This window comes from Formivibrio sp. oc-25, from assembly GCF_055810895.1.
In genome coordinates, this window is the sequence record NZ_JBVVOL010000008.1 from 34,639 (window position 1) to 47,995 (window position 13,357).

Annotated in this window: 13 protein-coding genes; 5 read left to right on the top strand and 8 right to left on the bottom strand. The window is 61.4% G+C overall.

Features of this window, described 5'->3' with window-relative positions; all coding sequences use genetic code 11:
• The 3 genes from AC0KVQ_RS07090 to lptF form a co-directional block, all read right to left on the bottom strand.
• A partial coding sequence (locus AC0KVQ_RS07090; protein WP_473420443.1) for an SDR family NAD(P)-dependent oxidoreductase occupies positions 1 to 526 on the bottom strand: 526 nt, incomplete at its 3' end.
• 4 nt (positions 527 to 530) lie between these two features.
• Entirely contained in the window at positions 531 to 1,616 is a 1,086-nt protein-coding gene (gene lptG / locus AC0KVQ_RS07095) for an LPS export ABC transporter permease LptG (RefSeq protein WP_473420444.1), read from the bottom strand.
• Positions 1,613 to 2,725, bottom strand: coding sequence for an LPS export ABC transporter permease LptF (gene lptF / locus AC0KVQ_RS07100; protein ID WP_473420445.1), 1,113 nt, complete (start codon positions 2,723 to 2,725; stop codon positions 1,613 to 1,615). Before lptF ends, lptG begins: the two co-directional genes overlap by 4 nt.
• Before the next feature lie 62 nt (positions 2,726 to 2,787).
• Between lptF and AC0KVQ_RS07105 the strand changes: the two genes are divergently transcribed.
• The 3 genes from AC0KVQ_RS07105 (at position 2,788) to AC0KVQ_RS07115 (ending at position 5,705) form a co-directional block, all read left to right on the top strand.
• A complete protein-coding gene (locus tag AC0KVQ_RS07105) occupies positions 2,788 to 4,254 on the top strand; it encodes a leucyl aminopeptidase (RefSeq protein ID WP_473420446.1) in 1,467 nt (488 codons plus the stop codon).
• Positions 4,255 to 4,345: 91 nt separating this feature from the next.
• On the top strand, positions 4,346 to 4,819 hold the full coding sequence (locus AC0KVQ_RS07110) for a DNA polymerase III subunit chi (protein WP_473420447.1): 474 nt from the start codon (positions 4,346 to 4,348) through the stop codon (positions 4,817 to 4,819).
• A complete protein-coding gene (locus AC0KVQ_RS07115) occupies positions 4,812 to 5,705 on the top strand; it encodes a hypothetical protein (protein WP_473420448.1) in 894 nt (297 codons plus the stop codon). Before AC0KVQ_RS07110 ends, AC0KVQ_RS07115 begins: the two co-directional genes overlap by 8 nt.
• Before the next feature lie 21 nt (positions 5,706 to 5,726).
• Here the strand turns inward: AC0KVQ_RS07115 and AC0KVQ_RS07120 are convergent, their stop codons facing one another.
• The 5 genes from AC0KVQ_RS07120 to AC0KVQ_RS07140 all read right to left on the bottom strand — a co-directional run bounded on the left by AC0KVQ_RS07120 (position 5,727) and on the right by AC0KVQ_RS07140 (position 11,511).
• Positions 5,727 to 6,896, bottom strand: a complete 1,170-nt coding sequence (locus tag AC0KVQ_RS07120) for an FAD-dependent monooxygenase (protein WP_473420449.1) — start codon at positions 6,894 to 6,896, stop codon at positions 5,727 to 5,729.
• A complete protein-coding gene (pepP, locus tag AC0KVQ_RS07125) occupies positions 6,893 to 8,203 on the bottom strand; it encodes a Xaa-Pro aminopeptidase (RefSeq protein WP_473420450.1) in 1,311 nt (436 codons plus the stop codon). The genes AC0KVQ_RS07120 and pepP overlap by 4 nt, the downstream gene beginning before the upstream one ends.
• Positions 8,204 to 8,279: 76 nt before the next feature.
• Entirely contained in the window at positions 8,280 to 9,143 is an 864-nt protein-coding gene (locus tag AC0KVQ_RS07130; protein WP_473420451.1) for a M48 family metalloprotease, read from the bottom strand.
• A gap of 11 nt (positions 9,144 to 9,154) precedes the next feature.
• A complete protein-coding gene (locus tag AC0KVQ_RS07135; protein ID WP_473420452.1) occupies positions 9,155 to 9,667 on the bottom strand; it encodes an SH3 domain-containing protein in 513 nt (170 codons plus the stop codon).
• Positions 9,661 to 11,511 (bottom strand): CHASE2 domain-containing protein, encoded by a 1,851-nt coding sequence (locus tag AC0KVQ_RS07140; RefSeq protein ID WP_473420453.1) that lies wholly within the window; start codon positions 11,509 to 11,511, stop codon positions 9,661 to 9,663. Before AC0KVQ_RS07140 ends, AC0KVQ_RS07135 begins: the two co-directional genes overlap by 7 nt.
• Before the next feature lie 89 nt (positions 11,512 to 11,600).
• On the opposite strand from AC0KVQ_RS07140, the gene AC0KVQ_RS07145 reads away from it, so the two are divergent.
• Positions 11,601 to 12,326 carry a peptidylprolyl isomerase gene (locus AC0KVQ_RS07145; protein ID WP_473420454.1) on the top strand — a complete coding sequence of 242 codons (726 nt, stop codon included), beginning with the start codon at positions 11,601 to 11,603 and terminating at the stop codon, positions 12,324 to 12,326.
• A 24-nt stretch (positions 12,327 to 12,350) separates the two neighbouring features.
• The gene (locus AC0KVQ_RS07150; RefSeq protein ID WP_473420455.1) at positions 12,351 to 13,301 is read left to right on the top strand and encodes a carbohydrate kinase family protein; all 951 of its coding nucleotides are present in this window, start codon (positions 12,351 to 12,353) and stop codon (positions 13,299 to 13,301) included.
• Positions 13,302 to 13,357 lie beyond the last annotated feature (56 nt).

Genomic DNA, 13,357 nt, shown 5'->3' on the forward strand with positions numbered 1-13,357 from the left:
GCAGTGCGATATCCCACCCGTTGTCCGCCTTGTACAGATCGCGCAGCATGTCCTCGATCATCAGCTTGGAACGGCCATACGGGTTGGTGGCCGAGAGCGGGAAATCTTCCCGGATCGGCACGGTATGCGGGTCGCCATAGACGGTGGCGGATGACGAAAACACCAGTTTTTTCACGCCAGCAGCCTGCATGGCTTCCAGCAGCGTGAGCGTACCGGCGACATTGTTGTCGTAATACATGAGTGGCTTGGCCACCGATTCGCCCACTGCCTTCAACCCGGCAAAGTGCACGACTGCACTGAACTGCCATTTGGCGAACACGGCATCGAGCGCGGCGCGATCACGGATATCGGCCTCGACAAACTCGACTGCCTGGCCAGTGATGGTTTCCAGCCGTTTCAACACTTCCGGCTTGGCGTTGTAGTAGTTATCCAGAATCACCGGCTTGAAGCCGGCGGCAACGAGTTCAACCCAGGTATGCGAGCCGATGTAGCCAGCGCCGCCCGTCAGCAGAATATGCATAGCCATCCTTTCATTGTTTTTCCTGGCGCCAGAGCACGAATGTTGCGATACCCAACAGCAAAAGGGTAGGCAGCGATGCAGCCAATGCAGGCGGCAAATCGTACAGCACGCCCAGATGGCCCATGACCCGGTTGAGGAAGTTGAAACTCACGCCCAGCAGGATGCCGGCGAAAATGCGTATGCCGACATTGCCGCTGCGCCGTTGCAGCAGTGCGAACGGCAAGGCGATCAGCATCATCGAAATGCAGGCAACCGGGTAAAAAATCTTGTTCCACAGGGCGAGCTCATAGCGCGCCGATTGCTGGTTGTTTTCACGCAGGTGACCGATATAGGCGAACAGCGCACGCATCGACATGTCGGCAGGCTTGAGCATCAGCACCGAGAGCATGTCCGGATTGAGTGCGCTTTCCCAGGTACGCCCCGACATACGCGTGACACGGACCTGCGGCGTATCGACCGGGAACTCGGTCAGGGTGGCGCTGGAGAGCTGCCAGCTACCCTGATTTTCGTCATAGCTGGCGCTCTGCGCATCAACAATGCGCTGCAGGCGTTGCTTGTCGCCGAAGTCATAGATGCGTATGCCTTGCAAGGTCATGTCCGGGAGCATGGCGCTGATATTGGCGATCTGGTTGCCATCCTTGATCCAGATGCCCGAACGCGTATCGCCGACCAGCACCTGCTTGGTGGACTGAATACGATAGCGGTTACCGGCCTTGGAAGCAGCCGGTGCCAGGTATTCGCCCAGCACCACGGTGAGCAGGGCAAACAGCAGACCCAGCATGGCCAGCCAGGATGCCAGGCGCAACATGGATACGCCGGAGACGCGCATCACGGTCAGCTCGGAATTGCCTGCCAGCATCGACAGGGAATAAATACCGCCGATCAGTACCGCAACCGGCAGCAATTCGTACAGATGGCTGGGTATTTCAAATGCGACATAGATGACCGCATCGATGAAACGGTAGCCGTTCTTGCCGATTTCATCGAGCTCGCCCAAGAGGTCGAAGAAGGTAAACAGGCCAACCAGCATCAGCAGTGTGTAGCTGGCATGCAGCGCAATATCACTGCCGAGGTAGCGGGCAAGGCGCTTGATCATCGTCCGCTCCCCATGCGTGCGCGGCGCCGGAACAGGAATACGGCCAGCAGCCCGAAGGCAGCATGCAGCGGCCACATGCCGATCATGGCCGGCAATTTGCCGCCGGCGATCCAGGATTGCACGATATTGATGCAGTTGTAATAGAAGAAAGCGAGCGTCAGAGCAAAGATCAGGTTGAAGGCACGGCCGCCGCGTACATTGTAGAAGGCCAGCGGCACCGCCAGCAGGCTCAGGATCAGCCCGCAGATCGGCAGCGCAATGCGCCAGGCCAGCTCGGCCTTGTGCTGCGGATCGTTGCTGGCAAACAGCTCGGCAGACGGCATAGCCCGCACATTCGGGCTGACTGCGGTCTGCTTCGGCGCATCGACGCGCACCCGCCCCTGGGCGAATTCCATCGTATCGTAGGCGGCGCTGCCGGGCACACCTTCGAGCGCACGGCCCTGCTCCAGCATCAGCCAGCGTTCGCCGTTTTCATCCACATGCATGGCGCCATGCGCGGCGGTGATCACGGCGATCTTGTCATCGCGCCGGATCTGCACGAAGACATTGTTGCCCTGCTGCGCTTCCTCGGAAAAATTCTCGATGAAATAGACCCGCCCCGCTCCGCCCGATTCGCGGAATACGCCCGGCGCGATCTGGGTCGTATCTTGCTGGCGCAGCATCTGCTCGCGGTATTCGCGGTTTTTCTGCATGGCCCACGGCGAAACCCACAGCGACAGCACGGCCGTGACGATGGCAATCGGCAAGGCGAAACGCAGTACCGGGTTGATGAAATCGTAGATCGACTGACCGCTGGTGAACCAGATCACCATTTCCGAATCGCGCCACATGCGCGTCAGCGTGGCCAGCACGGTGATGAAGAGCATCAGCGAAAACAGCGTGGGCAGGTAACGGATGGCGGTAAAGCCCATCACGGTCCAGACCGCGCCCGAGGCCAGCACGCCCACGGCAGCCTCGCCCAGCAGACGTACGATCTGCGAGGTCATGATGATGAGCAGCAGCACCACGAACAGCCCAAACGCGAACCAGGTCATTTCGTGGATAAGGCTTTTGCGGAAGATCATGGCTGCTTTGACTTGCGTTGCGGGGTGGGAAATAATCGTTGGCATCACCCATCAGCCTGCGTTGCTGCCGTTACCGGTCAACGCTACCTAGCCGTCTGGAGCCAATCGTGGAATTTACCATAAAACAGCTTGCCCCTCTTGAAGCGACTGCCGACTGCCTGCTGTTGCCCGTGCTGGGCGACAAGCTTTCCGCCGCAGCCACCGAGATCGACGAGGCCCAGGGCGGCGTGCTGTCGCGGCTCGTTGCCGAGGGCGATCTCGCTGCCAAGGCCGGCAGCACTCTGCTGTTGCCACTGAGCGGCGGCCTGGCCAAAAAGGCCCTGCTGATCCAGCTGGGCAAGGAAATCAAGGTCAAAGCCCTGCGCGATGCCTTGCGTGCCGCCGCCAAGGCCTTGCTGGGCGCCAATTCCGCGAGTGCAGCAGTCTTTCTGTCCGGCCTGAAAAAAGTCGACTTCGATGCCGCGCTGGCCGATTTCATTCAGGCGCTCACCACAGAAAACTACCGCTTCGACCAATTCAAGAGCAAGCCCGATCCGGCAGCCAAGCTGGCGCACCTGGCCATCGCGCTGGGCAAGAAGGATGAGCACGATCAGGCCGAAGCTGCGCTGGCCAAAGGGCTCGCCATCGGCCACGGCGTGAATTTTGCCCGTGATCTCGCCAACCTGCCCGGCAATGTCTGCACCCCGGCTTACCTGGCCGATGCGGCAGCCGCCATGGCAGAGGAATTCAGCTTCCATAGCGAAGCGCTGGGCGAAGAAGCCATTGCCGAACTGGGCATGACTTCTTTCCTGTCGGTGGCCAAGGGCAGCGAGGTGCCGCCGCGCCTGATCGTGCTTGAATACAAGCGCGGCAAGGGCAAACCGGTCGCCTTGGTGGGCAAGGGGTTGACCTTCGATTCCGGCGGCATTTCGCTCAAGCCGGGCGAAGGCATGGACGAGATGAAGTACGACATGTGCGGTGCCGCTGCCGTGCTCGGCACCTTCCGCGCCGTGGCAGAACTCGGTCTGGCGGTAAATCTGGTCGGCGTGATTCCATCATGCGAGAACATGCCCTCGGGTCGCGCCAACAAACCGGGCGACATCGTGCGCGCCATGGACGGCCAGACCATTGAAATCCTGAATACCGATGCCGAAGGCCGGCTGATCCTGTGCGATGCGCTGACCTACGTCGCCCGCTACGAACCGGAAAGCGTGATCGATCTGGCCACCTTGACCGGCGCCTGCGTGATCGCGCTCGGCCATGTCACCAACGGTCTCTTCGCCAACGACGACGACCTGGCCGACGAGCTGCTCGCCGCCGCCGACAAGAGCGGCGATCTGACCTGGCGCCTGCCCCTGTTCGAGGAATACCAGGAACAGCTCAAGACCAACTTCGCCGATATGGCCAATATCGGCGGGCGTCCGGCCGGTGCGATCACGGCAGCGTGCTTCCTGTCGCGCTTCTCTGAAAAGCTGCGCTGGGCGCATTTCGATATCGCCGGTACCGCCTGGAAATCCGGCGCGGCCAAGGGCGCCACGGGTCGTCCGGTGCCGCTGCTGGTCGAATTCATCGCCAAGCGGGCGAAAAAGCGGTGAATGGGGAATAGGGAGTGGTGAGTAGTCACCCCATATTCTGCAAATCAGCAAATATTTGAAGAGATAAAAACAGGGATTGGATCAAGCGGGGGTGTCTGCTACGCCCCACTTCCCACTCCCCACTCCCCATGCCATGAGAATCAGCTTCTATTTCAACGTCAGAAACCGCGAGCAGGCGCTGTGCCAGCTGGTCGGCAAGGCGCTCGCGGCCGGGCAGATGGTCAACATCCTGACCGAAAGCGCGGCATCTTCCGCCGTGCTCGACCGCCTGCTGTGGGAAATGCCGCAGCATGGATTCATGCCGCACTGCAGCCCGGAAAACCCGAATGCCGCGCGCACGCCGATCCTGATCGACCATCGCCCCGAGCTGCTGCCGGCACGCCCGCTGCTGTTCAACTGGACCGAGCAGGTGGCAAGCGGGTTCGAGCGCTACGAGCGCGTGATCGAAATCGTCGATACCGATCCGGACATGCGCGCGCGGGCACGCGAGCGCTGGCGCGCCTACCAGGCGCTGGGCCAGACGCCGGATGCCACCGATATGCAGGAGCTTGCCCGCAATGGCTGAAGATCGAGAGCAGGAAGACCCGACCGTTTCGCCACTCTTTGACAAGATGGATGCCTTGCTCGCCCGGCATCGCGGCAGCCGGGGGCAAGCCGATATTCCGGTGCTGTCGGAAGAGGCTGATCTGGAAGAATTGTCGATTCCGATTCTGACGGAGGTGGTGGATGAGCAGGACTTGATGTTCCCCCCGCCGCTGGCACCCTTTCCTTTGCCTGCCGCCCTCCAACCCGCCACACCCTCCCCGGACAAATTCCTCGAGTTTCCGCTGTTCGAACTGGAACCGATTCCCGACGAGCCACAACAGGCACCGGCGCTGTTCGATGCCGAGGCCAATGCCAGCCACCAGAGCGAAACTGCCGAATCCGAGCATCCGGCATTGCCGCAATCGGTGTCGGAAGTCACAGAGCTGGAAACGGCTCCATATCCAGATGCCACGGCGGATTCAGTCGCCGTGACGGAAACGGAGCTTCTGCTCGATGTTCCGGAGCTGGTCTTTCCAGACGAACTGGCGCCCTTGCCTGAAAACGAATTGGAGCAACTGGCTGACTGGCCTGCGGACGATGCCGAGGATGTGCTGACACTGGTCGAGGCCGATCACCCCGAGGCAACGCAGTTGGCGCTACAGGAAATCGCGCCGCCAGCACCACAGCTGGATGAAGCGGCGGTTGCCGAACTCACCGCAACGGTCGGCGCACAGATCGCAGTGGAAATTTCCACTGAAGTGGCACAACTCGCGCGCCAGCACTTCAGCAACATGATGAACACGTTTTATGCCGATGCACTGCGCAAGCTGACCGATGAAATCAGTCGCGACATGGAAATGTGCCTGGCGCCGCGCATCCATGAACTGGTGCGCGAGGAACTGAAACGACAGGGGCTGGTGAAATAATCGCTTGATCGATTTACTCGATCAGCGATTGCCGAACACCATTTTCTTCGCCAGGCCACGCCGCAATGGTCCGCACAGATCCAGCGCCAGCAAGCCCAGGCTGCGGGCATGCTTGAGCGGCGCCGGGTTGTGGCGAAACAACTCGACCAGACTATCGGTAAACCGGATCACGCTCGCAGCATCCAGGCTGCGCAAGCGGGCATAGCGCGCCAGTTGCGCGGGCGCGCCGATTTCCGTTTTTTGTGTTTGCGCCAGCAACCGCGCCAGCGTATCGGCATCGCGCAAGCCGAGATTCAAGCCCTGTCCGGCGACCGGATGCAATGTTTGCGCCGCGTTGCCGATCAGCACCACACGCCTGCCAACCACGCTGCTGCGGGTCTTGAGCGTCAACGGAAAACTGCTGCGAGGGCCACAAGCCAGCATTTCCGGCGCCCGACCAGCCAGTTGCCGGTTCAATTCAGCCAGAAACTCCGCATCCGTGCCGTGCAGATATTGCTCGGCCAATGCCGGTGGCAAGGTCCACACCAAGGCCAGTTTGTCGCCATATGGCAGCAAAGCCAGCGGGCCATGCCCGGCAAAGCGCTCCCATGCGGTATGACCATGCCCGCGTGCCGGGGTGAGCTCGCACAGGATGGCCTGTTGCCGGTAAGGCTTGCTGTAGCTCTCCATGCCGGGCAGCGTGGCGGCAAGCTTGCCGCCATCGGCCAGTACCACCAGGCTTGCGGTAACGATCTGGGTTTGCCCCGCCAGGAAGATTTCCGCTTGGGCATAGGCATCGAGCTGGTGCAATGCAATGACTTCGGCATTTTCCAGCAGTGGAACCGCACTCTCGCTCAAACGCTGGCGCAATAGCGCAGCCAGCTTGCCATAGCCGACCACGCAGCCGAGTTCGGGCAAATCCAGCTCTTCGCGGGTCAGTTCGACCCGGCCCAGCGTTTCCTGCTGTGAAACGTGCACACGCTCGATCGCAGTTGGCTCAAGCATGGTTCCCCACAAGCCGGCATCTCCCAGCAATTGCCGGCTGTTCCAGGACAACGCCAGCGCGCGCGGGTCATCGCTGGCGGCAGGTTTCGCCTCGACCAGCAGCAGGCGCAGACCGAGTCGATCCAGACGCTGTGCCAGCATTGCACCGACCGGACCGGCACCGACAATCAGCACATCAACATGTGCAGGCAGGCGGTCGATCTTCATCGCGCGGCCATCGCAGCTTCAATGTCCGCGACCGTGCGCGGGCACAGCGCGGTCAGGTTTTCATGGCCATCGGCCGTAATCAGCACATCATCCTCGATGCGGATACCGATGTTTTCCAGATGCTTGGGCACGTTCGCCTCCGGGCGGATATAAAAGCCCGGCTCGATCGTGAACACCATGCCGGCTTCCAACTGGCGCCAGTCATCACCGACCTTGTATTCGCCGACATCGTGCACGTCGAGCCCCATCCAGTGACCGGTGCGGTGCATGTAGAACTGCTTGTAGCTACCGGATTCAAGCACGCCGTCGAGCGAGCCCTGCAGCAGTCCCAGATCGAGCATGCCCTGCGCCAGCACCTGGGTCGCGGCATCGTGGATTTCATGCCAGGCGACGCCGGGACGGGCCAGATCGAATGCTGCCTGGTGCGCGGCGAGCGTGATCTCGTAAACGTCTTTCTGTGGGCCGCTGAACTTGCCATTGACCGGGAAGGTGCGCGTGATATCGCTGGCATAGCCTTCGAGCTCGCAACCGGCATCGATCAGGAGCAGATCGCCATCCTGCATGCGGCAGTTGTTTTCCACATAGTGCAGCACGCAGGCATTGGCGCCGGAAGCGACGATGCTGCCATAAGCCGGGAAGCGGCTGCCGTGGCGGCAGAATTCGTGCAGAAATTCGGCCTCGATCTCATATTCGACCATGCCGGGCCTGACAGCACGCATGGCGCGGATATGCGCGGTGGCATTGATGCGGCCGGCATGGCGCAGCACGGCGATTTCATGCGCATCCTTGATCAGGCGCATCTCGTGCAACGTGCTGCGGATATCGACGATTTCATTCGGCGCGCGCACACCGGCACGTACCTGCGCGCGCACCGCATCGAGCCAGCCCGCCAGCCGCCTGTCCCAGCCGGCATCCTTGCCGAACGGGAAATAGATGCGCGGCTGGTTTTTCAGAATTTCCGCCAGCCGGGTATCCAGTTCATCGATCGGGTAGGCGGCATCGAAGCCAAAGGTTTCTGCCGCTGCTGCAGGGCCGTAGCGGTAGCCATCCCAGATTTCGCGCTCTTCGTTCTTGGCTCGGCAGAACAGCAGGTTTTCCACCTTGTCATCCAGAATGATCTGCACGAACACGGCTTCCGGTTCCGGGAAAGCGGTCAGATAGTAGAAGCTGGAATCGAAACGGAAAGGGAAATGGGCATCGGCATTGCGGGCGACTTCCGGGCTGGTCGGCAGGATGACGACACCGGGCTTGAGCTGGCGGGCGAGTGCCTGGCGGCGGGCGGCGAAAGGCTGGTAGTTGGGCTGCATAACGGTATCCGGCAGGGAATCTGGCGTGATTATACGGTGGACAGGGTGCCGTCCTGCACCCTGTTATCCGCGGTGATTATTTGCGGAATCTGGCAAAAGCCGGTGTATTGTCGATACCGTCGGCATGGCGATCAAGCCGGTCACCGACAGCTGCGTCAATCCGGTCGAGCCTGTCGCGCGGGCTCGGGTGCGTGCTGAACAGCAGGCTGACCGCGCCATCGTTCGGGTTGATATTGCCGATCGTGGTCAGTACGCCGGGCAGGGCATACGGGTTATAGCCGGCACGGGCGGCCAGCACCATGCCGTGGATGTCGGCCTCGTACTCATCGCTTTTATCCAGGCCGCGCACGAAGATTTCCGTACCGCCGGAAAACGCGTTGGCGGCGTATTTCACGTCTTCGCGCCCTTTCTTTTCGGCGGCAATCTGCGCGACATTCGCCAGGAAATCACCTCGCGCCGAGGCTTTCATGGCGCGGATATGGTGGCCGCGCACCACGTGGGTGATTTCGTGCGCAAGCACCGTCGCCAGTTCAGCCTCCGATTGCAGCCGGTCGAACAGGCCCTTGGTGATCAGGATGTAGCCGCCGGGCGCGGCAAAGCTGTTGACGTGCAGGTCGTCCGTTACGCCAAAGCGCCAGGGCAGGTTGGGCTTTTCCGATTGCAGTGCCACCCAGCGCCCGACCTGGTTCACATAGCGTTGCAATTCGGCATTTTTGACCAGCGGCGCAGCACCCAGCAGATCCGCCATCACGCGCTGGCCAATCTGCTGCTCCTGCTCCGGCGTGTAATCCTGCAGTGCTGTCGCCACATTGCCGACAGCCTCGACCACCTTTTCCAGATTGATGCCGCTGCTGCCATCCAGAATCCGGCCCAGGTCAATCGCCAGCACCGGTGCGGATAACCCGCAGGCCAGCAGCACGGAGATCAGTGTCTTTTTCATGATGGTCTCCCTCAATTCGATCCGCTGTTCTGGGAATCTGCCGCCTGCGGCGAGATATCGGCCACGCTGCGACTGGTCAGCTTGCTGTTGCGGGCAAACTGCTGCGCCTGCGCGCCAGTCACTGCGAAGCTTTTCATGCGCTCGACCTCCTGCGGATTGGGCCTGGCATTCCTGATCTGTTCGGCGGAAAGCCCTTTCACGCCAGTGGTCACGGTATTGCCGGACGAACCGGTGCGCGCCACGTTCAGCACCTGATTGACACCGCCCAGGGCCGAGCCGGAAGCAGCACCGCTGCGCAGGTTGAGGATCTTGACCCAGCCGGTACGGCCATCGGCACCCCGTACTTGCGCCCAGGCGCCCTGGCGTTTCTGGATGTCGACCGCACTGCCGGCCGGCAGCCTGCTGAGCGTGGCAGAATCCAGATAGGGTTGCTGCTTGAGATCGGTGGCACGCGTCACACTGCCGGGCGCAGCCAGCGCCAGACTGCTGGCGCAGAGCAATATGAGAGAGAATTTTTTCAGCATGATGCCGACTCCTGTGAGGCAACCAGGGCCTTGGTTCTTGGTTCAAACAGCGCCACAGCCTGCTCGCGGCCTTTGACCTGATGCGAGCCGTGCGGCACAAAATCGTAATGGTCAGCACAGGCAAGTCGCGTGGCATCGGAAACCAGAATGCGGGATACACCCTTGGTCAGCCCTTCGATACGCGATGCCAGATTTACCGTGTCGCCAATCGCAGTGTAGTCGAGCCGGGCTTGCGCGCCGATGAAGCCGACCACAGCCGGTCCGCTGTGAATGCCGATTCCGACATCGAAATGCTGGCCGAGTTCGCCCAGCTCCTGGCGGAAATCTTCGAGCACCTGCGACATCTCCAGCGCGGCCTCCACCGCGTGGCGCGCATGCTCGGCGTCACCGACCGGCGCACCCCAGAACGCCATGATCGCGTCGCCGATGAATTTGTCGAGCGTGCCGCCATGACGGAATATCACTTCGACCTGCCGCGTGAAGTAGCGGTTCAACAGATCAACGATGAATTCCGGCGGATGGCTTTCCGACAGGCTGGTGAAGCCGCGGATATCGGAAAACAGCACGCTGATTTCGCGCGTTTCGGCCTGCCGGGCAGGATCGATTTCGCCGCGCTCGACCAGACTCCGGACCACACGTGCATCCAGAAAGCGCCCGAACAGCGCCACCGCCTGCGCACCACGCGCCTTTTCCTGCAGGTAGGCCAAGAGGGCGGCCAGCCAGAAGTAGCCCCAAGCCCATCCCAGCGTGCCGGCCAGCGGCCAGAATCCGCGCAGGCCAAGGCCAATCCATTGCGCAGCCAGCGTCACCAGCGATAGCCCCAAGAGGCCGAAGGCCAGCCAGAGCGTATGCAGCCGCCGCTGGAAACCCAGCGCCAGCAGCAACATCAGCCCCAGCGCCAGCGGCGCAGCCCAGACGCGCGGCAAGGGGCGCAGCCAGTCTCCCTGCTTCAGGTTATCGATGGCTGTCGAGAGAATGTCCACACCGGGATAGAGCGGGGAAAGCGGCGTCGGGCGCAGATCCCACAGGCCCGGTGCTGCGGCACCGATCACGACGATCTTGCCGCTGAATTCATCCTGCGGGCGTTGCGGCGTCTGCCGGTTGAAATCGAGATACAGATCGGCATAGCTGATATGGCGGCGCCCAGCCTGCCAGTTCAGCATCAGTCTGGCCTGCTCGGGAACCGTCCAGCCCAGATCGCGGGCCAATCGGGCCGGCAGCGAAGGCAGGTGCCAGCCCGCCGTTTCCTGATAAAGCAGGTAATGCCGGCCAATGCCGTCGCTGTCCTTGTCGAAATTCACCAGCCCGCCACGCCAGGTCTCCGCCGGCAACACCCAGGGCAGCAGCAGCGGTGCGCGGGCATCGGTGCTGGCTTGCGGCGTTTTCTGCAAACCCAGAATCGGCGGCAGATCGGCCAGCCGGGCCCCGATACCGTCAGCGAGCAATACCGTGGGCAGATAGACCTGAGGATGGGCCGCCACCACCTCGCGGAACAGCGTATCGCTATCCTGGCGGAAGGTATCGGGCTCGTTGAAAAAGATATCGAATACGATGGCTTGTGGTTGCTGGCGGGCGATGCCTTCGATCAGCTCGGCATGGATCGCGCGTGGCCAGGGCCAGCTGCCGGCGATCTCGTTCATGTCTTCCAGGCTTTTCTGGTCGATGTCGATAACCACGATATCCGGCGAGGCGGGTCGGCGCTGGGCATGCTGGCGCAACAGTAGATCGCCCGCGCGCTGATCGAGCGCCGCACTGAAATTCAGCCAGCCGTAATCAAGCGCGAGCAGTGCGCCCAACACCAGCAGCAACGAAAAAAAGGAAAACTTGCGCAGCAGTGCGGTCATGGCAAGCAGGTACAATGGCGGGTTGAATCTTTGCAATCTGGCTGCTTTATCCGGATTTGTCCAGCAGCCATTACAGGAAGCCACCATCCATGACCATTCGAATCAATGGCGTCGAAATCAGCGATGCTGCCGTTGCCCAGGAACTGCCGCGCCACAGCGGAGCGCCCGATCCGCTCGATGCCGCACGCCAGACGCTGGTGCTGCGCGAATTGATGCTGCAGGATGCCAAACAGGCCGGCATCGCAGAAGCCAGCGAAGATGAAACGCTCGCCACGCTGATGGAACAGCGCGTCCATCCGCAACAGCCCGATGATGCCGCCTGCCAGGCCTTCTTCGAGGAACATCATGGCAGCTTTGTGCGCGACGAGCTGGTCGAAGCCAGCCACATCCTGTTCCGGCAGGAGGACAGCGCCGATCCGCAAGCCACCCGCACCGTGGCCGAACTGGTGCTGGCACAGATCCAGATGAATCCGGCACGTTTTGAAGAGCTGGCGCGTGCGCATTCAGCCTGTCCATCCGGCGAAGAGGGTGGCTCGCTCGGCCAGATCGCTCCCGGCCAGACCGTGCCAGAATTCGAACAGGCACTGTTCGCGCTCGGACAAAACCAGCTTTGTGAGCAACTGGTGGAAACGCAGTTCGGCCTGCACATCATCAAGAGCGGCGCACGCATTGCCCCTGCGCCGGTATCGTTTGAGGAAGCCAAGCCGCATATCGTGCGCTTCCTGACCGACATGAACCTGAATCAGGCCATGCATGCCTACCTGAAGGGGCTGGCCGACAAGGCCGTGATCGAAGGCTATACCCTTGCGCTGTAATCACGAAAAGCCAGGAAATTCTGTATGACGCATTCTTCCGTATTGATCTGCGGTTCGATGGCCTATGACACCATCATGGTGTTCCACGACCGCTTCAAATCGCACATCCTGCCCGATCAACTGCACGTGCTGTCGGTATCGTTTCTGGTACCGGAAATGCGGCGCGAATTCGGCGGTTGCGCCGGCAATATCGCGTATTCGTTCAAGTTGCTGGGCGGTGAACCGCTGATCATGGCAACTGTAGGGGGCGATTTCGGCCCCTACGCCGAGCGGCTCGACCAACTTGGCATCAAGCGCGAATACCTGCGCGAACTGCCCGCGCAGTTTACCGGCCAGGCGTTTATCACCACCGATCTGGACGACAACCAGATCACCGCCTTCCATCCCGGCGCCATGGGTGAATCGCATCTGAATCGCGTCGATGCACTCAAGCAGCCGGTGGCCCTGGGTATCGTCACGCCGGATGGCAAGCAGGGCATGCTGGACCACTGCGCCCAACTGGCCGCTGCCGGTATCCCGTTCATCTTCGATCCGGGTCAGGGCTTGCCGATGTTCTCGGGTGAGGAGTTGCTGCAGATGATCGATCAGGCCGATTACCTCACACTCAACGATTACGAGCTGCAACTGGTGCTCACGCGCACCGGCCTGTCGCAGACCGAACTGGCCACCCGCGTGAAGGCGCTGATTGTCACGCTAGGCGCACAAGGCGCCCAGATCTTTGCCGATGGCATCCGCCACGACATTCCGGCGGCACCGGTCAGCGATATCGTCGATCCCACCGGCTGCGGCGATGCTTTCCGCGGCGGCCTGCTCTACGGCATGGTGCATGGCTGGGATTGGCCGACTACCGGCCGGCTGGCAAGCCTTCTGGGTGCGATCAAGATCGAGCAGCGCGGCGCACAGAACCATGGGTTCAGCCGCGACGAATTGCTAGCTCGCTACAAGCAGGCATTCGGACTCGATTTGCCCGTGTAAACGGGTGTTTACCAAGCAAAACGGCCGCTATTTCTGCGGCCGTTTTTCCATATCAT